Origin of the sequence: Orlajensenia flava, from assembly GCF_004801905.1 — a bacterium.
Taxonomy (GTDB): Bacteria; Actinomycetota; Actinomycetes; order Actinomycetales; family Microbacteriaceae; genus Orlajensenia; species Orlajensenia flava.
In genome coordinates, this window is sequence record NZ_SSSN01000002.1 from 206,409 (window position 1) to 230,985 (window position 24,577).

24 protein-coding genes are annotated in these 24,577 nt (G+C 69.0%); 12 read left to right on the plus strand and 12 right to left on the minus strand.

Annotation, left to right across the window (positions count from 1 at the left end):
- The first annotated feature begins 25 nt into the window (after window positions 1–25).
- The 4 genes from E6C70_RS01400 to E6C70_RS01415 all read left to right on the plus strand — a co-directional run bounded on the left by E6C70_RS01400 (window position 26) and on the right by E6C70_RS01415 (window position 5,223).
- Window positions 26–1,354, plus strand: a complete 1,329-nt coding sequence (locus E6C70_RS01400; protein ID WP_136421520.1) for an MFS transporter — start codon at window positions 26–28, stop codon at window positions 1,352–1,354.
- Between the two features lie 11 nt (window positions 1,355–1,365).
- Complete coding sequence (locus tag E6C70_RS01405; RefSeq protein WP_136421522.1) at window positions 1,366–2,631, plus strand: four-carbon acid sugar kinase family protein; 1,266 nt, start codon at window positions 1,366–1,368, stop codon at window positions 2,629–2,631.
- Between the two features lie 169 nt (window positions 2,632–2,800).
- Window positions 2,801–3,796: a class II fructose-bisphosphatase gene (gene glpX, locus E6C70_RS01410; protein ID WP_136421524.1), complete on the plus strand. Its 996-nt coding sequence runs from the start codon at window positions 2,801–2,803 to the stop codon at window positions 3,794–3,796.
- Window positions 3,797–3,873: 77 nt separating this feature from the next.
- Complete coding sequence (locus E6C70_RS01415; protein ID WP_235833220.1) at window positions 3,874–5,223, plus strand: MFS transporter; 1,350 nt, start codon at window positions 3,874–3,876, stop codon at window positions 5,221–5,223.
- Window positions 5,224–5,239: 16 nt separating this feature from the next.
- On the opposite strand, the gene E6C70_RS01420 is transcribed toward E6C70_RS01415, so the two are convergent.
- Entirely contained in the window at window positions 5,240–6,655 is a 1,416-nt protein-coding gene (locus tag E6C70_RS01420) for a DNA recombination protein RmuC (protein ID WP_136421527.1), read from the minus strand.
- Window positions 6,656–6,771: 116 nt separating this feature from the next.
- Between E6C70_RS01420 and E6C70_RS01425 the strand changes: the two genes are divergently transcribed.
- Window positions 6,772–7,968 (plus strand): alpha/beta hydrolase, encoded by a 1,197-nt coding sequence (locus E6C70_RS01425; RefSeq protein WP_136421528.1) that lies wholly within the window; start codon window positions 6,772–6,774, stop codon window positions 7,966–7,968.
- A gap of 17 nt (window positions 7,969–7,985) precedes the next feature.
- Here E6C70_RS01425 and E6C70_RS01430 read toward each other — a convergent pair whose 3' ends face one another.
- Window positions 7,986–8,591: a 3'-5' exonuclease gene (locus E6C70_RS01430; RefSeq protein WP_168770834.1), complete on the minus strand. Its 606-nt coding sequence runs from the start codon at window positions 8,589–8,591 to the stop codon at window positions 7,986–7,988.
- A 198-nt stretch (window positions 8,592–8,789) separates the two neighbouring features.
- On the opposite strand from E6C70_RS01430, the gene E6C70_RS01435 reads away from it, so the two are divergent.
- Both E6C70_RS01435 and ychF read left to right on the plus strand, forming a co-directional pair.
- Window positions 8,790–9,506: an HAD family hydrolase gene (locus E6C70_RS01435; protein WP_136421532.1), complete on the plus strand. Its 717-nt coding sequence runs from the start codon at window positions 8,790–8,792 to the stop codon at window positions 9,504–9,506.
- Window positions 9,507–9,570: 64 nt separating this feature from the next.
- On the plus strand, window positions 9,571–10,644 hold the full coding sequence (gene ychF / locus E6C70_RS01440; protein ID WP_136421534.1) for a redox-regulated ATPase YchF: 1,074 nt from the start codon (window positions 9,571–9,573) through the stop codon (window positions 10,642–10,644).
- A 115-nt stretch (window positions 10,645–10,759) separates the two neighbouring features.
- Here the strand turns inward: ychF and E6C70_RS01445 are convergent, their stop codons facing one another.
- Both E6C70_RS01445 and E6C70_RS01450 read right to left on the minus strand, forming a co-directional pair.
- Window positions 10,760–11,245 carry an SRPBCC domain-containing protein gene (locus E6C70_RS01445; protein ID WP_136421535.1) on the minus strand — a complete coding sequence of 162 codons (486 nt, stop codon included), beginning with the start codon at window positions 11,243–11,245 and terminating at the stop codon, window positions 10,760–10,762.
- Window positions 11,242–11,559 (minus strand): ArsR/SmtB family transcription factor, encoded by a 318-nt coding sequence (locus E6C70_RS01450; protein WP_136421537.1) that lies wholly within the window; start codon window positions 11,557–11,559, stop codon window positions 11,242–11,244. The genes E6C70_RS01445 and E6C70_RS01450 overlap by 4 nt, the downstream gene beginning before the upstream one ends.
- A 94-nt stretch (window positions 11,560–11,653) precedes the next feature.
- Between E6C70_RS01450 and E6C70_RS01455 the strand changes: the two genes are divergently transcribed.
- Window positions 11,654–12,484, plus strand: coding sequence for a DNA-formamidopyrimidine glycosylase family protein (locus E6C70_RS01455; RefSeq protein WP_136421539.1), 831 nt, complete (start codon window positions 11,654–11,656; stop codon window positions 12,482–12,484).
- A gap of 45 nt (window positions 12,485–12,529) precedes the next feature.
- Here the strand turns inward: E6C70_RS01455 and E6C70_RS01460 are convergent, their stop codons facing one another.
- On the minus strand, window positions 12,530–13,174 hold the full coding sequence (locus tag E6C70_RS01460; protein ID WP_235833221.1) for an LON peptidase substrate-binding domain-containing protein: 645 nt from the start codon (window positions 13,172–13,174) through the stop codon (window positions 12,530–12,532).
- A 114-nt stretch (window positions 13,175–13,288) separates the two neighbouring features.
- Window positions 13,289–13,996 (minus strand): hypothetical protein, encoded by a 708-nt coding sequence (locus tag E6C70_RS01465; protein WP_136421541.1) that lies wholly within the window; start codon window positions 13,994–13,996, stop codon window positions 13,289–13,291.
- A 134-nt stretch (window positions 13,997–14,130) separates the two neighbouring features.
- Between E6C70_RS01465 and E6C70_RS01470 the strand changes: the two genes are divergently transcribed.
- Together E6C70_RS01470 and E6C70_RS01475 are read left to right on the plus strand one after the other, a co-directional pair.
- On the plus strand, window positions 14,131–14,769 hold the full coding sequence (locus E6C70_RS01470; protein WP_136421542.1) for a TMEM175 family protein: 639 nt from the start codon (window positions 14,131–14,133) through the stop codon (window positions 14,767–14,769).
- Between the two features lie 15 nt (window positions 14,770–14,784).
- The gene (locus E6C70_RS01475) at window positions 14,785–15,642 is read left to right on the plus strand and encodes an Fpg/Nei family DNA glycosylase (protein ID WP_136421544.1); all 858 of its coding nucleotides are present in this window, start codon (window positions 14,785–14,787) and stop codon (window positions 15,640–15,642) included.
- Between the two features lie 9 nt (window positions 15,643–15,651).
- On the opposite strand, the gene E6C70_RS01480 is transcribed toward E6C70_RS01475, so the two are convergent.
- Both E6C70_RS01480 and E6C70_RS01485 read right to left on the minus strand, forming a co-directional pair.
- Window positions 15,652–16,182, minus strand: a complete 531-nt coding sequence (locus E6C70_RS01480) for a gluconokinase (RefSeq protein ID WP_136421546.1) — start codon at window positions 16,180–16,182, stop codon at window positions 15,652–15,654.
- Between the two features lie 41 nt (window positions 16,183–16,223).
- A complete protein-coding gene (locus E6C70_RS01485) occupies window positions 16,224–16,607 on the minus strand; it encodes a hypothetical protein (RefSeq protein WP_136421548.1) in 384 nt (127 codons plus the stop codon).
- A 216-nt stretch (window positions 16,608–16,823) separates the two neighbouring features.
- On the opposite strand from E6C70_RS01485, the gene E6C70_RS01490 reads away from it, so the two are divergent.
- Complete coding sequence (locus E6C70_RS01490; RefSeq protein ID WP_136421550.1) at window positions 16,824–18,497, plus strand: VWA domain-containing protein; 1,674 nt, start codon at window positions 16,824–16,826, stop codon at window positions 18,495–18,497.
- A gap of 112 nt (window positions 18,498–18,609) precedes the next feature.
- A complete protein-coding gene (locus E6C70_RS01495) occupies window positions 18,610–19,005 on the plus strand; it encodes a ribonuclease E inhibitor RraB (RefSeq protein ID WP_136421552.1) in 396 nt (131 codons plus the stop codon).
- A gap of 7 nt (window positions 19,006–19,012) precedes the next feature.
- Here E6C70_RS01495 and E6C70_RS01500 read toward each other — a convergent pair whose 3' ends face one another.
- The 4 genes from E6C70_RS01500 to E6C70_RS01515 form a co-directional block, all read right to left on the minus strand.
- Entirely contained in the window at window positions 19,013–20,584 is a 1,572-nt protein-coding gene (locus E6C70_RS01500) for a DHA2 family efflux MFS transporter permease subunit (RefSeq protein ID WP_136421554.1), read from the minus strand.
- 265 nt (window positions 20,585–20,849) lie between these two features.
- Window positions 20,850–21,992, minus strand: a complete 1,143-nt coding sequence (locus E6C70_RS01505; RefSeq protein WP_136421556.1) for a cysteine desulfurase family protein — start codon at window positions 21,990–21,992, stop codon at window positions 20,850–20,852.
- Window positions 21,989–22,846, minus strand: coding sequence for a carboxylating nicotinate-nucleotide diphosphorylase (gene nadC / locus E6C70_RS01510; RefSeq protein ID WP_136421558.1), 858 nt, complete (start codon window positions 22,844–22,846; stop codon window positions 21,989–21,991). The genes E6C70_RS01505 and nadC overlap by 4 nt, the downstream gene beginning before the upstream one ends.
- Window positions 22,840–24,576 carry an L-aspartate oxidase gene (locus E6C70_RS01515; RefSeq protein WP_136421559.1) on the minus strand — a complete coding sequence of 579 codons (1,737 nt, stop codon included), beginning with the start codon at window positions 24,574–24,576 and terminating at the stop codon, window positions 22,840–22,842. Before E6C70_RS01515 ends, nadC begins: the two co-directional genes overlap by 7 nt.
- Window position 24,577: the final 1 nt, after the last annotated feature.

Genomic DNA, 24,577 nt, shown 5'->3' on the forward strand with positions numbered 1-24,577 from the left:
CGCTATCAAAGGAGATACGGACGCCATGACCACCACCACCCTTCAACCCAAGGCGACGCAAGCCGCCAACGGCTCACCCGACAAGATCAAGACCGCGATCGGCTCGACCGTCGGCACGACGATCGAGAACTACGACTTCCTCGCCTACGGCACGGCTGCCGCGCTCTACTTCGGAGCCGACTTCTTCCCGGGGTCCGATCCCGCGACCGGGGTGCTGCTGGGCTTCCTCACCTTCGGCATCGGATTCGCCATGCGGCCGCTCGGCGGCATCATCGGCGGGTACCTGGGCGACCGCTACGGCCGAAAGCCTGTGCTCGTGGGAGCCCTGTTCGTGATGGGATTCGCCACCGTCCTCATCGGACTCCTGCCGACCTACGCGCAGGTGGGGATCCTGGCGCCCATCCTCCTCACGGCCATCCGCGTCATCCAGGGCCTCGCCTTCGGCGCGGAGTGGGGCGGCGCGATCCTCATGACCTTCGAGCACGCACCGTGGAGGAAGCGCGGAAAATTCGCGGCGATCCCGCAGCTGGGTGTTCCGCTGGGCGTGTTCCTCGCGAATGTGGCGTTCCTGCTCTCGGCCGGGCTCGACAGCGAGCTCGCCTGGCGCGTGCCGTTCCTGCTCAGCGCCGTGCTGATCATCGCCGGAATCATCATCCGCCTGAAGGTCAGCGAATCGCCCGAGTTCATCGAGACCAAGACCGCCGGCCTGCTGGTGCGCAACCCGGTCTGGACCGTCGTGCGCGACGACTGGCGCACGATCCTCCGCGTCATCGCCCTGCGGCTGGCCGAGACCGGCGGCTTCTACGTGATCGTCACCTACCTCATCAGCTACGTGACGACCAACGAGCTCGCCACCCGCGAGACCGCCCTCACCGGGCTCATCATCGCTACCGCGATCGGGTCCGTCGCGACGGTGCTCTGGGGTGCGCTCAGTGACCGGGTCGGCCGCAAGACCGTCTACCTCGCTGGGTGCCTGCTGACCATCGCGTTCGGTTTCCCGCTGTTCCTCATGGCCAACACCGGACTGCCGGCATTCATCGTGCTGGTCTACATCATCGGCCTGCCGATCATCCACGACATGCTGGCGGGAACCCAGGGCGCCTACTTCAGCGAGCTGTTCGCCACCAACACCCGCACCTCGGGAGCCTCCTTGGGCTACCAGTTCTCAGCTGCCATCTCCGGCTTCATCCCCTTCATCGCGGCCGCGGTCGCCGTGGGCGCCGGATGGGGTGGTGTCGCCTGGATCTACGTCGGCGTCGGCGTGATCGGACTCGTCGGAGTGCTGCTCACCCGCGAGACCTGGGGTCCGAAGGAGCGCGCGGCGGTCGACGAGCTCATCGCCTCGGGCCGCTGAGGATCACGACGATGAAGACGGTCGTCCTGGACGATGATCCGACGGGCACCCAGTCGGCGACGGGAGTGCGGGTGCTGCTGGAGAGCTCCGCCGCTCTCATCGCGGATGCACTGCGCGCGGCGGACAGCGTCTACGTGCAGACCAACTCGCGCGCCATCGACGAGGCAGAGGCGGTGGCCCTGGTGACGCAGGTGCGGACGGATGCCCTCGAGGCCGGCAGGACGCTGGGCGAGGAGATCGCGTTCGTCCTGCGCGGCGACTCCACACTGCGAGGACACGTGTTCGCCGAGACCGAGGTCTTCCTGGAGGACGGCGCGGTGATGGTATTCGTGCCCGCATTCCCGGCCGGCGGGCGTCGGACGCGCGGCGGGGTCCACTACGTCGAGACCGATGGCGTCGAGGTGCCCGCTCACGAGACCGAGTACGCCGACGACCCCGTCTTCCCGTTCAGCACCGCCGACCTGACCGCCTATGTCGAGGAAAAGTCGGGGCGCGCCGGCATTCGCCACCCTCTCGATGACCTCCGGCGCGGGCCCGATGGTCTGGCTGCCGCGCTCGCCTCGGCACCAGCCGGAGCCGTGGTGGTGCCGGATGCCGAGTCGGACGAGGACATCCGCACCATCGCCGCGGGCATCCGCTCGGCCCGCGACCGGGGCGCGAGGCTCGTCGTCCGGTCGGCGTCGCCGCTGGCGGCAGAGCTCGCGGGGGTGGCCAGCTCGGGCCTTCTCGACCGTCCGCTGATCGATCGTCCTCGGGCGACACTGCTGGCGTGCGGATCGCACACGAGCGGTGCGACGGCCCAGATCGACGCGGTGGCGGATCGGTGGGGGCATCCCGAGCAGGTCGACACCGATCTGGCGCTCACCGACCCGCAGGCCGCGGGCACGAGCGTCGCGGACGACGCTCGGCGCGCTCTGCTGGCCGGCGGCCTGGCGTTCATCACCAGCGCTCGCACCCGATCGTCTGCGCACAACACCCTCCGCCACGGCGAACTGGTCATGCAGGCGCTCACGACGGCGGTGCGTGAACTCCTTCCGGACGTCTCCGTCGTGGTGAGCAAGGGAGGCATCACCTCGGCGGAGGTGGCACGGGTCGGCATCGGCGCCCGCTCGGCGACCGTCCTCGGTCAGGTCCTGCCCGGCGTGTCGGTGTGGAGTATGGAGACTCACGACGGTCGGTCGGTGCTGTACGTCGTCGTCCCGGGGAACGTCGGGGGACCGTCGACGCTCGTCGACGTGCTCGAGGCCCTGAGCGTGCCCAGCGTCGTGAACGCCTGATGCGGCAGCGACCCGGCCGCGTTAAGAACGGTCGAACTTTCATCGTCGGGCCGCCGAACTCTCCCGTTCACGGGCCGACCGGATGGCTAGGCTCGGAGGGTGGGATCGGTCTCGGCGGTGCGACCGCGCGGTCCGTCCACTTCGCCCCCAGCGTCCGGGAGGACCCACGATGACTGACACGCACGACACCGCAGAGCTGCTCCACCCCGACCGCAATCTCGCCATGGAACTCGTCAGGGCGACCGAGGCGGCGGCCATCCGTGCGGTTCCCTGGATCGGCAAGGGCGACAAGAACGGGGCGGACAAGGCTGCTGTCGACGCGATGCGGGCGTTCCTGTCGACCGTGAACTTCGACGGACTCATCGTCATCGGCGAAGGCGAGAAGGATGCCGCTCCGATGCTGTTCAACGGCGAGCACGTGGGCAACGGACGGGGACCGTCGTGCGACATCGCCGTCGACCCGATCGACGGCACGTCGCTGACGGCGGCCGGCCGGCAGAACGCGCTCTCGGTCATCGCCGTCTCCGACCGCGGCACCATGCTCGACGCGTCCTCCGTGTTCTACATGGACAAGATCGTGACCGCGGGCGCTGGCGCGGGAGTCGTCGACATCGACCGCCCCATCGGGGACAACATCCGCGCCTACGCGAAGGCCGTCGGCAAGGATGTCGGCGACCTGCGCGTCGCCGTCCTCGACCGCCCGCGTCACGAGCAGCTCATCGCCGACGTGCGCGCGGCCGGCGCCGGAACCCGACTGATGCTCGATGGCGACGTCGCGGGAGGCATCAACGCCGCACGCTACGAGTCGCGCATCGACATGTGCGTGGGCATCGGCGGGAGCCCGGAGGGCATCACCACCGCGTGCGCCATCAAGGCTCTCGGCGGTTTCATGCAGACGCGGCTCGCCCCCCGCAATGACGACGAGCGGCAGAAGGCCATCGACGCAGGCCTCGACGTGGACAGGCTGTACGAGGCCGACGACCTGGTGGCGGGCGACAACACGCTCTTCGTGGCCACGGGCGTGACGGATGGCGGTCTCGTCGAGGGCGTGCGGCGCCGCGGGCCCGTCATCCGCACGCAGTCGATCGTGTTGCGCTCCGGGTCGGGCACCATCCGCACCATCAGCGCCGACCACCTGCGTTCGAAGTGGCACCTCGAATCCTGATGCCATCGCCGCAACCGTCCCTGCGTGATTGGTAGCATTCCCGCAGCGCGAGGGCGCCAGTCGACGAGGGGGTGCGCGTGGCCGAGATCAGCACCCGGCTGCCTCGGGCGTTGCGCCCGTTCGGCAGAGGGCAGTATCGACTGCTCGCGGTAGCCCTCGCCTTCTCGCTGTTCAGCGCCGGGGGATGGATCGTCGCGGCCGCGTGGCAGGTCGTCCAACTCGGCGGACGGCCGACGGATCTCTCCTTGGTCGCCCTCGGTAACAGTATCGGCCTCGTGCTCGCCGTGCTGCTCGGCGGGGTCGCGGCCGATCGCATCCCTCAGCGACGCATCCTGCTCGCGTGCGAGGCGACCCGCTGCGTCGCCTTCGCAACGGCGGCCGCGCTCGCGTTGACCGGCGCCATCCAGGTGTGGCAGCTCGCCGTCATCGCGTTCGTGCTCGGGGCCGTCGACGGGTTCTTCTACCCGGCCTACTCCGCGTGGCTTCCCTCCCTCCTCCCAGCCGACGAGTTGCTCGCAGCCAACGGCATCGAGGGGGCCCTGCGACCCTCCATCCTCAACGCGGCGGGTCCCGCGGTCGCGAGCGGGTTGATCGCGCTGGCCTCTCCGGGGCTGGCGTTCCTCGTGATGGCGGTGCTGCAGGTGGGTGCGGCGGTCACACTCGCGATCATGCGATCGACGCCGCTACGGCGAGAGCTCGTCGATGAGAGCAGACATGTCCTGGTGGAGAGTCTCGCCGACCTTCGCGAGGGTTTCTCCTACATGCTGCGTACGCGCTGGCTCTTCGCGACCCTGATGTTCTCCATCCTGCTCTGCTTGGTGATCCTCGGGCCGATCGAGGTGCTCATCCCGTTCGCCGTGAAGGACCAGACCGGGGGAGGAGCAGGCTCGTTCGCCCTGGTGCTCGCGGCATTCGGCATCGGCGGGGCGATGGGCTCGCTCGCCGTTGCCTCACGGAGGCTGCCGAGGAGGTACTTGACGCTCATGATCATCGGGTGGGGACTGGGATGCGTTCCCCTGGTGGTGGTCGGGCTCACCAGTCAGCTCTGGGTGATGGTGGTCGCGCTCTTCGTCTGCGGGTTCCTGTTCGAGGCGTCGTCGGTGGTATGGGGAACACTCCTGCAACGCCGCGTTCCGCCGGCCATGCTCGGTCGGGTGTCGAGCCTCGACTTCTTCGTCTCGCTCGCACTCATGCCGGTCTCGATGGCCCTCGCCGGGCCCGTGGGAGAGGCGATCGGCATCGCCCCGACCTTCGTGTTCGCCGGCAGCGTGCCCATCCTCCTCGCCGTCGGCACTCTCGTGCTGGCGCGCCTGGGCTCCGACGAGCGCGCTCACCCTCTGGATGCCGACGGGCCGGATGCCGCACCCGTCACGGGAGCCGCGGCCGCGGCGGGCCTGGAACCTCCGGTCGAGGAGCCTCGCGGCTGAGTCGCGGGTTCGGGTGCTAGATCGAGCGGATCTCGGGATGGATGGACGCCTCGATGTCGAGGGTGTCAGCATCATCGAGCATCGGAGCGGAGTCGAGCGGCGCAGCGGAGTCGAGCGCCGCGGTCAGCTCGTAGGCGGTGAGCTCACGCGGACTCTCCTCGATGCCCGTGAGCGGACCGAACACCGTCGACTCGTCGAGCGCGCCGAGCTTGCGGGCGGTGGGAAGAACGCGCTTCTCGAGTGAGCCGACGAAGGCGTTGTAGTCCTTCACGGTTCGCTCGATCGTTCGACCGAGCTTCTCGATCTGCCCGGCGGTCGTCGAGAGGCGGGAGTAGAGCTCCTTGCTCAGGTCGAAGAGGGTCTTGGCTTCGTGCGTCAGCACGTCCTGCTGCCAGCTGAACGCCACCGTCTTCAGCACCGACCACAGGGTGACGGGCGAGGCGAGCGCGACGCGCTTGGAGAACGCGAACTCCATGATCGAGGGATCTGCCTCCAGCGCACTCGAGACCAGCGACTCGCTCGGGATGAATGCGATGACGAGCTCGGGGGAGGAGTCCAGTCCGTTCCAGTACGTCTTGCCACCCAGAGTCGTGATGTGGTCGCGCACGGCCTTGACGTGATCTTTGAGCTTGGCGTTGCGTTGCGCGAGTTCCAAGCCGGTGGCGGTGGCCGGGATCTGACTCGCCTCGAGGTACGAGTTGAACGGCACCTTGGCGTCCACGGCGATGTTCTTGCCCCCCGGCAGATGGATCACCATGTCGGGCCGACCGGCGCCGGCATCCGTCGAGATCGACGACTGCGTGTCGAAGTCCACCCGCTCGAGGAGCCCAGCCGCCTCGACGACGCTGCGCAGCTGCGTCTCACCCCAGACGCCTCGTGTGCTGTTGGAGCGTAGGGCGGAGGCGAGTGACTCCGCCGTGGACCGCAGCCGCTCTTCCGACTCCGCGGCGGTCTTCAGCTGCTGGCTCAGCTCACCGTGCTGGAGGCTGCGCTGCTTCTCGAGATCGGTGACCTTCACCTGCATCTCGGACAGGGTCGCCTTGACGGGCGCGAGCGCCTGCAGCACCTTGCTCTCCGCCAGTTCACGCTGCTCGCGCTGCTTCTGTTCGGTGCGCTGCTGGTCGACCAGCTCGCGATACTGCGTCTTGGAGGCCTCGATCTGGTCGCGGAGTGCCTCGGCGGTCGCCTGGATGGACGACAGGTCCGACCGCAGGCCGGCCTGGACCGCCTGCTCCTGGGCGAGGACGCGGGACCGCTCGGCCGCCTCATCGGCTCGCAGCTGAGCGAGCTGCGCTCCGTGGCGTGCCTCGACGAGCTCGGGATCGATCGTCGTCGGCTGCTGCGACGCGCGACGCGAGCCGAGGAACGACATGGCGAGGGCCCCGAGCACGACGCCGACCACCAGGCCGATGATGAGGGTGAGGATGTCCATGGATTCAGTGTCGCAACACCCGCCGACATCGCTCGCGGGACGCGCCAGCGCGGCGGCGATGCGCACCTGTGCTCGCGTTAGCATCCGTGCTCGCGCCCTCGCCGTAGAGTGGCGGCATGCGCATCCGTGCTCTCGCGTCTCTCGTGGCTATCGCGCTCGTGGCCGTCCTCGCGGGCTGTTCCCCAGACGCGGACCGACGCCTCGCCGAGGGCGCAGCGGAGCAACTCGGCGACAGTGCCTTCTACACGCCGCCGACGACCGTGCCGACGGGACGCCCGGGTGACATCGAGCGCCAGGAGCAGATTCTCAGCGCACCAAGCGGGTCACGGGCGTGGCGGCTGATCTACCACTCGATCGACGCGTTCGGCCGGGACGTGCTCGTCTCGGGCATCGTGGTGGCGCCGGCCGCCGCGCCGGTCGGCGGAAAGCGCACCATCGTCTCGTGGGCGCATCCGACCACCGGATCGGCGCCGCGCTGCGCCCCGTCCGTCGGCGTCGACCCCTTCAGCACGATCGAGGGCTTGAAGGACCTGCTGGCCCGCGGATACACGGTCGCCGCCACCGACTACCCCGGCATGGGCCTGACCGGGCCGAGCAGTTATCTCATCGGCTCGTCGGCGGCGCACAGCGTGCTCGACATCGCCCGAGCCGCTGAGACGATCCCTGCCGCGCACGCCGGTGATCGCGTGCTGCTGTGGGGGCACTCGCAAGGCGGTCAGGCGGTGGTGTTCGCGGCAGAGGAGGCCGCGCAATACGCGCCTGACCTCAAGATCGTCGCCGCGGCCGTTGCAGCCCCCGCGATCGACCTGGTCACGCTGCTCGATGACGACATCGGCACCATCTCGGGCGTCACCATCGGTTCGTACGCCTTCACCGCCTACGCGGGCGCCTACGGGGTGCCTCTCGAGAGCATCCTCACCCCGGCAGCGGCCGCAGCGGTTCCGGGCATGGCCAAGCTCTGCCTGTTGGGCCAGAACGCGCAGCTGCACACCATCGGCAAGCCCTTGGTCGGCTCGTTCCTCCGGTCCGACCCGGGCACGACGCCGCCGTGGGACACCCTGCTCGCCGAGAACACGCCCGGTTCCGTCCGACTGGACATCCCGCTGTTCGTAGCCCAGGGCGAGACGGACACTCTCGTGCACCCCGCTGCGACCGCCGCCTTCGTGGACCGGGAGTGCGCGCTCGGCACGCGCGTGCGTGCCCTCTCGATCCCCGACACCGGCCACGGTCTCGTGGCGCTGAAGGCGTTGAGCGAGCTGCTTCCCTGGTTCTCTGCGGCTGTCGAGGGACGCACTCCCGACTCGACCTGCTGACGATCCGTTCGGCGGCGCTAGGCCCATGCCATCGGGGCGTGTGTTGCGGCGGCTGCGGGGCCGATGGCGCCGAATCGCAGGCCGGTCACGCGTGCCAGCGCATCGATGTCGACGGCGTCGTGGCGTCTGGCCGCATGCATGATGATGTGAGCGCACGCCTCGGCATCCGCCAGCGCATCGTGATGGCTGAAGTCCTCGAACCCTGCCGCCATCGCGGCAACGGGCAGGCGATAGGAGTCGAGCGAGTAGGTGCGTCGGGCGACCTGCAGGCTGCACAGATAGCGGATGTCGGGCACGGCGAGCTCGAAGAACGCGGTCGACGCCTTGATGACGCCGAGGTCGAACCCCGCGTTGTGCGCCACCAGCGTGTCGTCCTCGGCGAAGGCGAGCACGTCGGCTAGCCGGTCGTTCCACTGCAGGGCGTCGGCGCACTGCTCGGGCTCGATTCCGTGAATGCGGATGTTCCACTCGTTGAACTCGTCGTGCGGAAACGGCGGCCGGATGAACCACGCCACGCGGTCGACCACGCGACCGTCGCGTACCTTGACGAGGCCGACGGAGCAGGCCGACACGTTGGAGCCGTTGGCCGTCTCGAAGTCGATGGCGGTGAAGTTCAGGGACACGCTGACACTCTCGCACGGGGCTCCGACAGGGCGGCGAGCCGGCCCGGCCTGTCGCATCCGGCTGATGCACCCGTGCCTTCGCATCCGGGCGTCGCACCCGGCCGCTCCATTCGGCCGGTGCATCTGGACCGTCGCATGCGGTCCGCCGCAGACGGATGCCGTCGGTAGGCTCGTAGTGGCCATCGAACCGGAGGACCCGTGCCGAGAACAGATGCACTGCTGCTCGACCTGGACGGGACCCTCCTCGACCACGCCGAGGTCGACCTCGCCATCCGTGGAACGGCCGAGGCGATCGTTGCATTCCGTCCGAGCCTCGACCTCGACACCGTGCTGACCGTCACGGCGTTGAGCCGCGCCGAGCACTGGGCGGTGCTGCAGACGGACTGGAACTCCGGCGCCATCGACGACCCCGCCTACGGACTGCTCTCGTGGGGCCGCATCCTCACCGAGCTCGACATCCACGACGAGGCCTTCCTCGGCCGGCTCACGTCTACCTGGTACGACCTGGCCGCCGCGCACCAACACCCCTACGCCGATGTGAACGAGTTCCTCGAGCGGGCGACGGATGCCGGCGCGCGCCTCGCCATCGTCACCAACGGGCCGCCGCTCGCCCAGCGCGCGAAGCTGGCGCGGGTCGGCATCCGCGAGCCCATCGACGCGGTCGTGGTCTCGGGGGAGGTGGGCTCCGCCAAGCCCGACCCCGCCATCTTCCGGCACGCGCTCGATCTGCTCGAGTCGACGCCGGATGCCGCATGGCACGTCGGCGACATGCTCGACACGGATGTGGTCGGCGCACGCAACGCCGGCATCCGTTCGGTCTGGCTCAATCGCGGGGGAGCGCGCAACCACCTGCCGGGCGTCGTGCCCGACCGCGAGGTGCGCTCGCTGGCGGAGCTCGGGGACTGGTTGGCCTGAGAGTCACGGCCGTCCCGCAGCGCCCGACTGCCGGCGCAGGGCCACGCCGGTAGACTGGTCGCCCGTGGCTCTCACTATCGGCATCGTCGGCCTGCCCAACGTCGGCAAGTCCACCCTCTTCAACGCACTGACCAAGAATCAGGTGCTCGCGGCGAACTATCCGTTCGCGACCATCGAGCCGAATGTCGGCGTCGTGAACCTGCCCGACCCCCGCCTCGCAGTGCTCGCCGAGATCTTCAACAGCGAGCGCATCCTGCCCGCTCCGGTGTCGTTCGTCGACATCGCCGGCATCGTCCGCGGCGCCTCCGAGGGCGAGGGCCTCGGCAACAAGTTCCTCGCCAACATCCGGGAGGCGGATGCGATCGCGCAGGTCATCCGAGGTTTCACCGATGACGACGTCGTGCACGTCGAGGGCGCCGTCGACCCGAAGGCCGACATGGAGACCATCAACACCGAGTTGATCCTCGCGGACCTCGAGACGCTGGAGAAGGCGATCACGCGTTACGAGAAGGAGGTGCGTGGACGCAAGCTCGGGCCCGAGGTTCTCGCCGCCGCCCAGGAGGCGCTCGCCGAGCTGCAGAAGGGCATCCCGCTGTCGGCGTCCTCCGTCGACCTCGGCCCCATCCGCGAGCTCGGACTGCTGACCGCCAAGCCGTTCATCTACGTGTTCAACGTCGACGAGGCGGTGCTGACGGATGCCGCGAAGCGCGCTGAGCTGGAGGCGCTCGTCGCGCCCGCCCACGCCGTGCTGCTCGACGCGAAGATCGAGTCGGAGCTCATCGACCTCGACCCCGAGGACGCCGCCGAACTGCTCGCGTCGACGGGCCAGGACGAGTCCGGCCTCGACCAGCTCGCCCGCATCGGCTTCGAGACCCTCGGACTGCAGACCTACCTCACCGCAGGTCCGAAGGAGACGCGCGCCTGGACGATCCACCAGGGCTGGAAGGCACCGGCGGCCGCTGGGGTCATCCACACCGACTTCGAGCGCGGCTTCATCAAGGCCGAGGTCATCTCGTTCGACGATCTCGTCGCCACCGGCTCGGTGCACGAGGCCCGCACGCACGGGAAGGCCCGCATCGAGGGCAAGGACTACGTGATGAAGGACGGCGACGTGGTGGAGTTCCGCTTCAACGTCTGATGCACCTCTGCACGCGGGTCTCTTGCGCAGTTTTCACGAGCGGAGGGCGTGTCGCCCGTGGACCATCGTCGCATCCGCCGCGACACGCGCTCCGCTCCTGAATTGCGGGCGTGCTTCACTCCACGCGCATCGTCTCGTACGCGGGGGTGAGCTCGGTCCAGCGCTCCTTCCACGCCGACGATTCGCCGACCAGTGAGCGGGCGAGGTCCTCGAGGTGCGCCTGCCAGCCGGCACCGTAGTAGTGCAGCTTGTCGAGCGGATGACCGTCCTCTTCCACGACCAGTCGCGTCTTGTCGCCCTCGGCGGTGAACCAGGCCTCGAGGCGGGCCTCCTCATCCGTTCCCGGCTCCATCGTGAGCAGGATGTGATGCGGGCGATCGCACACGTCGATGCGGATGGGGCCCTCCCAGGTGCTCGTGAAACTCGCCTCGACCGTCGCGCCGACGGCCAGATCACCCGAGACGTCGGCGATCCACCGTGCGAGCCGTTCCGGAGTGGTGCAGGCTGCCCAGAGATCCTCGATTCCGGTGTCGTAGACCTCTTCGGCACGGATGGCTCCTCGCCGATCGTCGAGCGCATGCATGGTGGCGATCGTGTTCATCGTTCGTTCCTCTTTCCTCGGGTGATCTCGGTGTGCAATGCGTCGAGCCTGTTGCGCCAGAGGAGCCGATAGGTCTCCAGCCAGTCGTCCAGCTCGGCGAGCGGATCGGCGCGCAGTGAGTAGATGCGTCGCTGGGCGTCGTGCCTCACGTCGACGAGGCCCGCCTCGCGCAGGACGCGCAGGTGACGCGACACTCCCGGCCTGGCAATCGGCAGCGCTTCCGCCAAGGCGCCCGCCGTGGCGGGACCCTCGCGCAACATCGCCAGGATCTTTCGGCGGCTGTCGTCGCCGATCGCCTGCAAAACGTCGTCCATGTCTTGAATGTATCAAGTGCGGTACGTAACCACAAGGGTACGCATGATTACGGGGCGCCTTCTCCCTGTCGGACGCGTGTGGAAGGCTGGCGTCATGCCCGAATCTCCCGAGGTGCAGGTGCTCGCCGAAGAACTCGGCGCGCGCCTCAACGGCCGCGCGCTCATCGACGTCGAGATCCTCGAGTTCCGCACCGTCAAGACGCGTGCTCGGCCGCCGGCAGGTGTGGTGGGCGAGCGAGTCACCGACTGCATACGCCACGGAAAACTCATCGACCTCGTGTTCGGAGCCCAACATCTCGTCGTCTCGCTCGGTCGCCACGGTTGGGCTCGCTGGGCCGGTGCGGATGAGCTGGTCGCCGATGCGCCGCCTGCCCTCGTTGCGCTTACCTTCGACGACGGCAGCACTCTCGAGCTCACGGATGCCGGTTCGTGGGTCTCCTTGGGCCTCTGGGTCGTCGATGACTCGGCCGAGGTGTCCGCCGTCGCCAAGCTCGGACCCGACCCCGCGGATGCCGCGTTCTCGCGAGCGGAGTTCGACGAGGCGGTGGTCGGTCGTCGCAAGCAGGTCAAGGCGGTGCTGCAGGATCAGGAGTCCTTGGCCGGTATCGGAAACGCCTATTCCGACGAGATCCTGTTCGTCGCGCGGCTCTCACCGGTTGCCCACGCGGCAGCCCTGACCGCTGACGAGCTCGACGCGTTGTTCACGGCGACAGTCGGAGTCATCACCGACGCCATCACGGCGGGACGGGGTGTGCCCATTGCGCGGTTGAAGGAAGCGAAGGTCGCCGCGATGCTGGTACACGGACGAGCGGGCGAGCCGTGCCCAGACGGCGATGACACCATCCGCGACTTCACCTTCGCGAGCACCACGGCGCAGTACTGTCCCGCCGGCCAGACGCGCGGGGAACTTCTCCCACTGAAATGACGCTCTCGTGGGCGAGCTGCCGAAGCGAGCGGGCGGGCGCCCGGCTCAGGCTCCGAGTTCGGGGTCGTCGCCTTCCTCCGCGTACCAGGTTGCCGTGAACGTCTCGCCTGCGGCATCCGTCAGATCGATGACCCGGGCGAGCAGTTGCGCGACACTCGTCGATCGCAACAGGGTGATTTGATCGATCTCGCCGAGAGGCGCGATGCCGGCGAGCTGCCAGCTGGCCCGAACGGGGTCGTCGTCGAGCTCGACATCCGCGGGCCACTGAAGCTCGACGAATTCGCTCGCCCGCGAGATGGTGCGGCGAACGACGATCTCGGCCTGATCGAGCAGAGGACGTAATGACTCGTCCCACGAGAGCTCGGGCAGCTCGCGAACGTCGGCGAGCGGATGCGGCTCGTCGTCCAGCCAGCGCTCCACGGCGATGCGTCTCGTGCCCAGCCCCACGAGTCCGACCACGCCCTCCGATGCCTCGAGCTGCGCGATGCGGGCCACCGTTCCCACTTCGAAACGCTGCTCGCCTCCGCCTACCTCCGACCCGCGCTCGATGAGCACGACGCCGAACTCCGACGGCTCGGTCTGAAGCACGCGGGCGAGCATGACGAGGTAGCGCTCCTCGAAAACGCGAAGCGCGACCGGCATGTGCGGGAAGAGCACCGAACCCAACGGGAACATCGGCAGCGACGACATGGGCACAGTGAACCACCGGATGCTGGGAGAGCCCGCCGAACCGCACGGCGACCCGGCGGCCGTCAAGCGGGTGACGTCGCAACGCTGCGACGCCCCCGCTCGGTCGGAGAGAGCTCAGACGCCGGTCGTCCCGCGGCGCGTGTCTCTTTCGTCGGTGCCCAGCGGCGCGTCCGCATCCCGCACGGCGGCTTCGTCGGTGCGGTCGGTGGCAGCGTCGTTCACGTGCGATTCGCCCATGTCCATCTGCGGGGCATCCATCCGCGGAGCATCCATCCGGGTCGCCGCCGGAGAGGTGGCGGTGGGGTGTGCGGCGACCACCGGCTCGGCGCCAATCCGTTCGTCGTTCGCGGTGGTGCCGTCGTCGACGCGAGCCGTCTCAGTGGTCGATGCCGCGACCCGACCGTCGGGCGTGCGAGCCGTGTCGGCAGCAGCGTTCTCGCCGGCGACGCGGACGTCGGGATCCAGGTCGGCCGCCTGACGGGCGTGCTCCTCGGACTCAGCGCGCAACGTCGCGGCCTGCTCATTGCGCGATGCGCTCTCGCGGGCGAGCCGCTCGGAGTCGAGTTCGGCCTGACGGGCGTCCGCCTGCGCCTGAGCCGCCTTGGCCTGGGCCGCCAGACCGTCTGCGTCGGCCTGCGAAGCAGCTGCGGCGTGTTCACGGGCCGCGCGGTCGCTGTCCTCCGCCTTGGTGCGAAGCTCCGTGGCGTGGGCCCGATCGGCTTCCACCTTGGCCTCCCGTCGCCGTCGCGAGCTGCCCATGACCGACACGATCACGATGATCACGACGACCACCACGACCGCCACAACGATCCAGATCCACATGCTCGAATCCATGACTTGTTCCGCCTTTCCAGGGAATCGTCCCAGACAACCCCCGATCAGCCCCGCGTTCAACGGGTTGTGCTCATGGGCGTCGAGACTGTACAGGGTCGGGATGGGTGTGGAACGCTGGGGTCATGGTGGATATCCGGACGGAGCGGGGCCTCGATCGGCTCGTAAACTTCTCCGACGCGACGGTCGCGATCGCCATCACCATCCTCGTGCTGCCGCTGGTCGACCTCGCGGCAACCTTCGGAAAGACCGAGAACTTCGGCGAGTTCTTCGTGGCGCACTCCAGCGCGTTCGTCGCCTTCGGCATCACGTTCGTCGTGATCGGCCAGTTCTGGGTCATCCATCATCGGGTGTTCGAGTGGGTCATCGACTACTCGTATCGCATGGTGTGGATCAATCTTCTCTGGCTCGCGAGCATCGTCTTCCTGCCGTTCGCCGCTAACGCCCTCTCGAACATCAAAGTGAGGGATGGCGGGGTGTACGCGCTGTACATCGGCACGATGGTCGTGACGAGCCTCAGCATGGGTCTCATCGAGGCCCATCTCAATTCCCACCCCGAACTGCTGCGGGAGGACATGCGGGGCCAGATCGACATGGTGAGGCCGGTGGTGATGACCAGCGTGATGCTGCTCTCCCTCCTCCTCGCCGTGCTGCTTCCGGTCATCGGCCTGTTCTGGTTGTTCCTGCTGTTCTTCGCCTCGCCGATCACGTCTGTCGTCCGGAGGGTCCGGGGAAGCAGCGGGGTGACGGATGTCGGCCGGTAGCGGCAGACTGATGCCATGCCCGAGTTGCCCGAGGTGCAGGCGCTCGTCGACTTCCTCGACGCGCGCCTGACCGGGCACGCCTTCACGGCTATCGCCGTCAACTCGTTCGCCGCACTCAAGACCTTCGACCCCCCGGTCACGGCCGTCGTCGGCACGCCCGTCGCCTCGGTGAGCCGCCATGGCAAGTTCGTCGACATCGACGCGGGCGTGCACCTGGTGTTCCACCTGGCCAAGGCCGGTTGGCTGCGTTGGTCCGACGACCTGCCGCCCGCCGTGCTCAAGCCGGGGCGCTCGGCCATCGCGCTGCGCGTGCGCGTCGATGACGGATCGGGCTTCGACCTCACCGAGGCGGGCACCAAGAAGTCGCTGGCCGTGTACGTCGTGCGCCAGGCATCCGACGTGCCGGGCATCGCCCGCCTCGGCCCCGATCCGCTCGCGCTGGACTTCAATGTGGAACAGTTCTCCGAGCTCCTGTCGGGTCGGCGCACCCAGATCAAGGGGGTCCTCCGCGATCAGTCGATCATCGCCGGCATCGGGAACGCCTACTCCGACGAGATCCTCCATGCCGCCAAGCTGTCGCCCTTCGCGATCGCGGCAACACTGTCGTCCGCGGATGTCGAGCGACTGTACGCGGCGATGCGCACGACGGTGACGGATGCGGTGACGACGGCGAGCGGAAAACCCCCGGCCGAGTTGAAGGACGCGAAGCGGCGCGGCATGAGCGTGCACGGACGCACCGGGCTCGCGTGCCCGGTCTGCGGTGACACGGTGCGCAGCGTCTATTTCGCCGACAACTCGTTGGAGTACTGCCCCACCTGCCAGACCGGCGGAAAGGTCCTCGCGGATCGCCGGCTGTCGCGCCTGCTCAAGTGAGGCGGCCGCTCACGACGGGTCGAGGCCCAGGCTCCGGATGATGGTGGTCGCGATCTCCGCTGGGCCGGCCGCCACGTCCACCGTGAGCACGCCCTCATCGGGTCGAGGCTCCTCGAGCGTCTCCAGCTGGCTGCGCATGAGCGACGCCGGCATGAAGTGGCCGCGGCGCGCCGACTGTCGCGCAACGAGGGTCGCCGGATTTCCGCGCAGGTAGACGATGCGCACCCCGGGACCAGCGGAGCGCAACTCATCGCGGTACTCGGCCTTGAGCGCGGAGCACGTGACGATCGCGTCCTGACCGGCCTCCAGGCGCGCCCGGATCCAGTCCGTGATGCGACGTAACCAGGGCGCCCGGTCGGCGTCGGTGAGCGGGATGCCCGCCGCCATCCGTTCGATGTTCTCCGGAGGGTGCATCGCGTCGCCCTCGGCGAAGGTCCAACCGAGTCGATCCACCAGCTCGGCGGCGATGGTGCTCTTGCCCGAGCCCGACACCCCCATCAGCACGATGACGGTCGATGACGGTCGTGGGGTGGGCTGCATGGCGCTCATCCTGCCAGCGTTGCCGCCCCTTGTCGTCACCGTCAGCCGAGAGCCATCACGAGGAAGAGCGCCGCCACCACCGTGCTGATGATGCCGCCGAAGAATCGCTCGGGGATGCTCGGCGACAGCACGATGGGCACGATGACGAGAGCCAGGAAGCCGAAGACCAGCCAGTTCAGGACCCCGAGCACCGGCGCGCCGAAGAGGTGAGTGATGCCGGCGTTCTCTCCGGCCACACCGGCGAACACGGCTGCGACCACGACAGCCAGCCCACTGGCGATGCGGTAGCCGACGGGCAGCCTGCGGTGGGATCCGCCCCACGCGACGACGCCGCACGGCGCCCCCAGAATCAGGGCGAGATGCACGACGACGAACAGGGCGAGGACGGCGATGGCGGCGTATTCGGCGCCTGTCACGGTGATCATCCGGCGCTCGCGGTCGACATGGCATCACCGTAGCGAAGAACGTCGCGGCTGCCCAGATACCCCGCTCGGGGGTTGCGTGGCAGGCGAGCTTTCGTCGTATCCTCTTCTCACGGTGCCGCAGGACTCGTATACACTGACCAGCGGCCGCCCCGCCAACGGGGTACACCGTAGTTTCTGGACACACCGGCTGATGACGGCCTGGCTATCGACAATGGAGTGAGCGTGGGACGTCACAGCGACAAACGGCGCCGCCGTGGGCTCATCGCGGGCATCGTCGCCGCGGCCGTTGCGCTCGTCCTCGTCGCCGGAGGCGGTGTCGCCTGGGCCACGGGGTACATCGATGTTCCTCTCCCCGGCGCGGCATCCCCGCAACCGTCGTGCAAGCAGACTCCGATGTCCGTCGTCGCCGATCCCAGCATCGCGCCGGTGCTGACGAAGATCGCCAAGACCTTCGACGCCAAGAATCCCTGCGTCAAGACCACCGTCCGCACGGAGGACTCGGCCGACACGGCATCCGTCATCGCGAGCGGTGGCAACCCCAAGGCCGACGTCTGGATCCCGGATTCCGCGGCGTGGAGCGACCGGATGGGCGCAACAGCGGGTTCCCTGGGTCGTCCTGCGCCGGTGGCGGCTTTCGGCGACCCCATCGCGACGACGCCCGTGGTCTTCGCTGCACCGGCCGACCAGGCCGAGGCGTTCACGGCCGGTTCGGTCGGTTGGTCGTCGATCCTCGGAGGCACGGTCAGCGCGCTGCTGCCCGACCCCGAAGGCAGCGCGGCCAGCCTGCTCGCGCTCGGGGCGCTGCAGGCGCACGCCCCTGCCGGCGACACCCGCACCTTCGCCGGAGCCATGATCGCACTCGGCAAGACGATTCCGAGGTCGCTGGATGCGGCGATGGCTTCCGCTGAGAAGGCTGCGACGCCGACCGTCGTCATCACGACCGAGCACAGCGTCGTCACGTCGAACGCGGCGAGTCCCGACGACCAGTTCTTCGCTCTGTACCCGGCGGATGGCACCTCGGCCGCGAGTTACCCCTACGTCCGCGTCGCCGGGCTCTCGGCAGCAACCGTCGGCCTCGACACCGCGGTCGGTGATTTCGAGAAGACCCTCCGCGACTCGGGCAAGACGTTCGCGAAGGCCGGCTTCCGCGGGCCGGACGGCTCGGGCGACATCTCCGCGCCCGGCATCGTGAAGACCCCCGACCCGCTGCAGCCCGCTGCAGAGGGGACGGCCCAGCTGGCGATCCTGCGCAGTTGGTCGGTCCTCACCCTGCGCTCCCGGATGCTCGCGGTCGTCGACGTCTCGGGTTCCATGTCGGAACCGACGGCGAGCGGGCTGCGCCGCATCGACATCTTCCAGCAGGCGGCCATGGGCGCCCTGCAGAAGTTCTCGGGCGAGGTCGAACTCGGCATCTGGGACTTCTCGACCAACCGGGTCGGCACTCAGGACTGGGAGGACCTCACGCCGATCGCGCCGCTCGGCGACGCCCAGCACGCTCAGGACATCGCCAACATCATCGCCGGACTCCCCGCTCGCCTCGGCGGAGCGACCGGTCTCTACGACACCACGCTCGCGGCCGTGCAACGCGTGCAGGAGACCTACGATCCGAGCAAGGTGAACTCGGTGCTGCTCATCACCGACGGCAAGAACGAGGACGACAACGGCATCTCGCTCGACGACCTGTTGGCCAAGCTGCAGGCGACGGAGGACCCGAAGAAGCCCGTTCCGGTCATCTTCATCGGGTTCGGCCCCGACACCGACCTCGATGCGATGACGCGCATCGCGAAGGTCACCGGGGGAGCGGCGTACTCGGCGTCCAAGCCTGAGGACCTCGGGAACGTGTTGGTGGACGCGCTGTCGCAGCGCACCTGTCGCCCCAACTGCCCCTAGGGCTCTTAGCAAGCCGACCCGTTGTGCGGCAACCCTGTGCACAAATGCAGCGGAGCGATATCCGGATGCCCTAGTGTGACACCCGAACAGGTGTCACCGAAGGGAACCCGAAATGCCCGACGAACGCACTCGACGACTCGCTGCCCAATTCGCGGTCGACCGAGCTCAGATCGACAACCGCCGCATGCTCGGCGACGACGTGGCGCGGCCGCGCGACGTGGAACACTTCGCCTACTTCCCGACGGCGGATGCGGCACAGCGTGCCGTCGAGCAGTTGGAGAAGGCGGGTTTCGCCGGTTCGACCTACTTCTCGGCTGATCGGAGTTCGCTGATGGCGGTGCGCTCCGACGCCGTGGACGAGGAGAGCGCGCGAGCGTTCGTCCGCGAGGTCGACGCGATCGTCGAGGCCAACGGCGGCCACTACGACGGCTGGGGAGCTCCCGTGGTCGTCGCCCGGCGGCCGATGGTGCACATCCCCGACACGCCGGCTGAGATCAACTGGGGCTGACCCTGCGTTAGTGGGCGGCCGCACCCTCGGGCGCATCGGCTCCTTCCGGCGCGTCCGCCGGTCGCTGCACGAAGAACGCTGCGGCGACACCAAGCACCGAGATGCACGCCCCCACGAGGAAGGCCATGCGGACCCCTCCGGCAGCCGCGACGTCGGCCGCCGCACCACCGGCCGCGAGCTGAGCGGTCTGGGACGCCATCAACGTGATGAACAGCGCGGTGCCCGCGGCTCCTGCCACCTGCTGTACCGTGCCGATCACGGCGCTGCCGTGGGAGTAGAGGTTGGGCTTCACGGAGCCGAGCCCGGCCGTGAACAACGGGGTGAACAGGAATGCCAGTCCGATGCTCAAAGTCACGTGCATCGCCAGGACGAACCACGGCGACGTCGTCTCGGTGACCGTGGTGAGCGCCCACAGCACGCCGCTGACGATCGCGGAGCCGGGCACGAGGAGAACTCGTGGGCCGACCCGGTCGTAGAGTCGCCCGACGAGAGGCGCCAGCAGCCCCATGATCAGGCCGCCGGGCAGCAGGATCAGGCCGATCTGCCAGGTAGGCAGGCCGAGCACCTGCTGCATGTAGATGGGCAGCACGATGATCGTGCCGAAGAGGGCCATCATGCTGACCGCCATCAAGCCGATCGTCACCGAGAAGTTGCCCGAGAGGAAGACGCGCAGGTCGAGCAGGGCGCGGTCCTTGCGCTGAAGCAGCAACTGCCGGGTGATGAAGGCGATGAGCCCCAGTGCGCCGACTCCCAGCGCGATCCACATCGGCATGGCCGCGACCGCAGCGTCCTCACCGCGTCCCGGTGTCTCGCCGATCCGGCTGAGTCCGTATACCAGCCCGCCGAAGCCGAATGCCGACAGGATGACTGAGAAGACGTCGATGGGAGCCCGCCGGGTCTCGCCCACGTTCTGAAGGCGCCGAGCGCCGACGATGAGCATGGTGAGGGCGATCGGAAGGACGATCCAGAACATCCAGCGCCACGAGAGTGCCGAGAGCACGATGCCGGAGATGATCGGGCCGATCGCCGGAGCCACCGAGATGACGATGGAGACGTTGCCCATCGTCCGCCCGCGCTGATTGGGCGGCACCACGGTCATCAGCGTCGTGATGAGCAGCGGGAACATGATGGCGGTACCCGACGCCTGGATGATGCGGGCGGCGAGCAGCACCTCGAACCCCGGAGCCAATGCCGCGGTGAGCGTGCCCAGCGAGAACAGCGACATCGCCGTGATGAACATGGCACGGGTGGTGAAGCGCTGAAGCAGGAACCCGGTGATGGGGATGATGACGGCCATCGTCAGCATGAAGCCGGTCGAGAGCCATTGTGCGGCACGGGCGTCGATGCCGAGATCGACCTGCAACGTCTTGATGGCGACGCTCATGATGGTCTCGTTGAGGATGACGACGAAGGTTGCGACCAAGAGGACCCAGAGCACTCCGCGGTCGCGGGCGTACGCGGCGGCCTGGTCGTCTACCGCCCTGTCGTCTACCGCCCGTTCGTCTGCCGCTGCGCCGTCGGTGGCGCCGACGGAACCCGTCTGGGGTACGCCGAGGTCGTCAGTGGTCTTCTCCGTCACAGGATGTCCTAGCTTCGGGCGCGGAACGAGGGGACTCGTCGTCGAGGGCTGTTGGTGGGGCGGTGGTGGTCGGCCCCTGTCGAAAGGAACCGCCGTGCGCGGAGGGGTATTCCGCGTTGTGCTGCTCGTTCGAAGTTAGCGCGATCCACCGACACGGTCGAGCGGCGAGCGCGGTCAGGCCTGCAGGTTCGCCGTCGGCAGAATCGCGCGCACGGATGGGTGTTCGTCGACGCTGTGGCGACAGCCTCCGGCTTGGCTCGCTCGGTCAGCCGGAGATCCCTGCGACGGCGAGCACCGCCGCCCCGACAGCGACGGCAGCCGCCTTCAGGTCGTCCTCGGTAGCCGCGCCGCCGAAGCTGAAGCGCACCGCCGTCTGCGCCACCTCCGCCGAGAGGCCGAGCGCCAACAGGACGGGCGATGCTTCGTCGCTCCCCGCAGCACAGGCCGATCCGCTCGAGCAGATCAGCCCGCGCCGCTCCAACTCGAGGAGGACCGCCTCTCCACTCGTCCCTGGGAAGACGAACGATGCGGTGCCCGGCAGACGATGATCGGCATCACCGGTGAGGCGGGCGGTCGGCGCCGTGTCGAGCACCGCCGCCACGAAGCGATCGCGAAGGACGCGGACCCGGGCGGCGGTCGCCATCCGTTCGCTCTCCGCCAGGGTGAGCGCGGTGGCGAACGCGACCGCGCCGGCGACGTTCTCGGTTCCACTACGCCGAGCGCGCTCCTGGCCACCGCCGTTGAGCAGCGGCTCCAGAGGAACGCGGCCTCGAACGACGAGCGCGCCGATGCCCTTCGGTGCGCCGACCTTGTGGCCCGCGAGCGAGAGTGCGTCCACGCCGAGCATGTCGATGTGCAACGGCAACCAGCCGGCAGCCTGCACAGCGTCGGTGTGGAAAGGCGCGCCGGCGGCGCGAGCGATCGCCGCGAGTTCGGCGATCGGTTGCACCGTTCCCACCTCGTTGTTGGCGTACTGGATGCTGACGAGCGACGTATCGGGACGGATGACGGTTGCGAGGTCGGCCGGGCTGACGCGCCCCCCGACGTCGACGGGTAGTTCGTCGACGGTGAATCCGTGCAGGCGAAGGAGGTGGTCGATCGACTCGCGCACGGCCTCGTGCTCGATGGGGCTCGTCACGATGTGGCGTCCCCGCGGAGTCGCGAGGCTGATGCCCTTGACGGCGAGGTTGTCGGCCTCGGTTCCTCCCGAGGTGAACACGATGTCGCCCGGGCGGGCTCCGACGACGGCGGCGACGGATGCGCGAGCCGCGGCGAGACCGCGTGCTGCCGCCTCCCCGACGGTGTGGTGGCTCGAGGGGTTGCCGAACTCGCCGGTCAGGTACGGCCACATCGCCTCGATGGCCTCCCGGCGGACGGGGGTGGTCGCAGCGTTGTCGAGGTAGATCACGGCGCCTCGATCACCACGTCGAGACCGAGGTCGAGCGACGGTGCCGAGTGGGTCAGCGCCCCGACCGAGATGACGTCGACGCCCGATTCGGCGATCCGCCGAACGGTGTCGAGGTTGACCCCGCCGCTCGCCTCGACGATCGCGCGGCCCGCGATGAGCGCGACACCGGCCCGGAGGTCATCTGCCGAGAAATTGTCGAGCATGACGGTGTCGACCCCGGCGGCGAGCACGGGCTCGATTTGGTCGATCCGGTCGACCTCCACCTCGAGGTGGGTCGTGTGCGAGAGTCGCGCACGCACGGCGAGCAGGGCATCCGTCACCGAGAGGCCGCCCGCGGTCAGCACCGCGAGGTGGTTGTCCTTGGCCATCACGGTGTCGGAGAGGGAATGCCGGTGGTTGTGCCCGCCTCCGTCGCGCACGGCCTGGCGCTCGAGCGCGCGCAGGCCCGGGGTGGTCTTGCGGGTGTCGACGATGCGGGCGCGGGTGCCCGTGGTCTCGGTGACGTATCGAGCCGTGAGGGTGGCGATGCCCGAGAGCCGCTGTACGAAGTTGAGGCCGATCCGCTCGGCCTGCAGGATGCCGCGTGCCAACCCTGCGACCGTCGCGAGTTCGGCACCGGCGTCGAATCGATCACCGTCCGCAACCAGCAGCCGCACCTCGATGTCGGGGTCGGTCAGCCGGAAGGCTGCGGCGAACGCCCTCGCTCCGCTGAACACGCCGGGCTCCCGGGCACGGAGCACGGCGAGTGCGCGGGCATCCGCCGGGATGAGGGTCGACGAGGTGATGTCACCCCACGGGGCGTCTTCCTCGAGGGCGGCCGCGACGACACGATCGAGGGCGGGGGTGGTCAGCATGCGAGGGCATCCTCTCGGAACGGCGTGCGGGTGGCGAGGGCGTCATCCGTCGTCGGGAAGTCGGACCGGTAGTGCGCGCCGCGAGACTCCTCGCGGGCGAGCGCCGCATCCACGACGAGACGGGCGAGGTCGAGGAGGTTGGCATCCTCGATGTCGAGCCGTGTGGCGGACGGGCTGGAGGTGTCGGGCCGCGAAAGAGTGGCTAGTTCGTGGCGGGCCGCGCGGAGTCCGTCGCCCGATCGCAGCACTCCCGCGTCCCGCCACATGATGCGCTGGATCCGCTGTCGGAGCTGCGCCGACGTGAGCGCAGTCGGCTGTGCTGACGAGAGCGCCGTCGATGGTGCGGGCGAGATCGCTGTCGACGGTGGGATCGAGGCCGCTGTCACCCATACGGACGAGTCGGCGGACGCGGTGGACGACACGCCGACAGGATGGGCGGCTGTTTCGGCGCGGCGTGTCGTCGATCCGCCGAAGGGGCGCGCGCCGGCGGGGCGGCCGCCAACCGGTCGCGCGCCGACGGCGAGGTCCTGCACGACGCGATCGGCGAACACGGCCGCCTCGAGCAGCGAGTTGGATGCCAGTCGATTGGCACCGTGCACGCCCGTGCAGGCGCACTCGCCCGCGGCGTACAGCCCCGGCAGGGAGGTGCGGCCCCAGGCGTCGGTGGCGATGCCGCCCATCCAGTAGTGCGCGGCGGGGGAGACGGGCACGGCGGCGGTCGCCCAGTCGTAGCCGGCCGCCGCGCATGCCGCCGTGATGGTGGGGAAGCGGCGATGAAGCTCTGCGCGTCCGATCGACGTCGCATCGAGCAACACCGGGGCGCCGCCTTGCACCGCCATCTCGACGGCGATCGCGCGCGCGACGACATCGCGGGGAGCGAGCTCCGCGAGCGGATGCACGTCGAGCATGAAGCGCTCGCCGCGGGCGTTGCGCAGCACGGCCCCCTCACCGCGAACGGCCTCGGACACCAGCGGGGTTCCGGCGATCGCGAGCGCCGTCGGATGGAACTGGACGAACTCGAGATCCGCGAGCTCGGCGTCGGCCCGCCACGCCGCAGCGACCCCATCGCCCGTGGCGACATCGGGATTGGTGGTGTGCGCGTACAGCTGCCCCGCCCCTCCCGTCGCGAGCACTACAACATCCCCCAGCACTCTCAGCCTCGAGAACGCAACTTCTGCGGGTGCGGGCCCGGTTGCACCCGCACGAACTGCGTTCTCGACGGATGGCGGCGGCAGGAGGTCGACGCCTACGACCGTGCCGGCATCCAGCACCAGGTCGACGAGCGTGGTGTGCTCCAGGATGCGGACGGCTCGGTGACGCAACGTTGCGATCATCGCGCGCTCGATCGCTGCGCCCGTCGCATCCCCGCCAGCGTGCACGACCCGCGAACGCGAGTGGGCGGCCTCGAGCCCGCGTGCGAGCCCCGAACGGTCGCGATCGAACGCGACGCCGTAGCGGATGAGGTCGCGCACCCGCGCGGGACCTTCCTCCACCAGCACGCGCACGGCATCCGGGTCGCAGAGTCCGGCACCGGCTGCGAGAGTGTCGGCCTCGTGCCTCTCCGCTGAGTCGTCGGGGAACAGGGCCGCCGCGATGCCGCCCTGGGCGTGTTCGGTGTTGCTCTCGGCGAGCGCGCCCTTCGTCACGAGCGTCACCTCGTGGCCGGCATCCACCGCGCGTACGGCGGCGAACAGGCCCGCGAGGCCGCTCCCGACGACGATGACGTGCACG

Bases quoted from the DNA above. Each gene is read 5' to 3' on its own strand.
- E6C70_RS01400 (WP_136421520.1), top strand. From the start codon at position 26: ATGACCACCACCACCCTTCAACCCAAGGCGACGCAAGCCGCCAACGGC.
- E6C70_RS01405 (WP_136421522.1), top strand. From the start codon at position 1,366: ATGAAGACGGTCGTCCTGGACGATGATCCGACGGGCACCCAGTCGGCG.
- glpX (WP_136421524.1), top strand. From the start codon at position 2,801: ATGACTGACACGCACGACACCGCAGAGCTGCTCCACCCCGACCGCAAT.
- E6C70_RS01420 (WP_136421527.1), bottom strand. From the start codon at position 6,655: ATGGACATCCTCACCCTCATCATCGGCCTGGTGGTCGGCGTCGTGCTC.
- E6C70_RS01425 (WP_136421528.1), top strand. From the start codon at position 6,772: ATGCGCATCCGTGCTCTCGCGTCTCTCGTGGCTATCGCGCTCGTGGCC.
- E6C70_RS01445 (WP_136421535.1), bottom strand. From the start codon at position 11,245: ATGAACACGATCGCCACCATGCATGCGCTCGACGATCGGCGAGGAGCC.
- E6C70_RS01450 (WP_136421537.1), bottom strand. From the start codon at position 11,559: ATGGACGACGTTTTGCAGGCGATCGGCGACGACAGCCGCCGAAAGATC.
- E6C70_RS01455 (WP_136421539.1), top strand. From the start codon at position 11,654: ATGCCCGAATCTCCCGAGGTGCAGGTGCTCGCCGAAGAACTCGGCGCG.
- E6C70_RS01460 (WP_235833221.1), bottom strand. From the start codon at position 13,174: ATGTCGTCGCTGCCGATGTTCCCGTTGGGTTCGGTGCTCTTCCCGCAC.
- E6C70_RS01465 (WP_136421541.1), bottom strand. From the start codon at position 13,996: ATGTGGATCTGGATCGTTGTGGCGGTCGTGGTGGTCGTCGTGATCATC.
- E6C70_RS01470 (WP_136421542.1), top strand. From the start codon at position 14,131: ATGGTGGATATCCGGACGGAGCGGGGCCTCGATCGGCTCGTAAACTTC.
- E6C70_RS01475 (WP_136421544.1), top strand. From the start codon at position 14,785: ATGCCCGAGTTGCCCGAGGTGCAGGCGCTCGTCGACTTCCTCGACGCG.
- E6C70_RS01480 (WP_136421546.1), bottom strand. From the start codon at position 16,182: ATGCAGCCCACCCCACGACCGTCATCGACCGTCATCGTGCTGATGGGG.
- E6C70_RS01485 (WP_136421548.1), bottom strand. From the start codon at position 16,607: ATGATCACCGTGACAGGCGCCGAATACGCCGCCATCGCCGTCCTCGCC.
- E6C70_RS01495 (WP_136421552.1), top strand. From the start codon at position 18,610: ATGCCCGACGAACGCACTCGACGACTCGCTGCCCAATTCGCGGTCGAC.
- nadC (WP_136421558.1), bottom strand. From the start codon at position 22,846: ATGCTGACCACCCCCGCCCTCGATCGTGTCGTCGCGGCCGCCCTCGAG.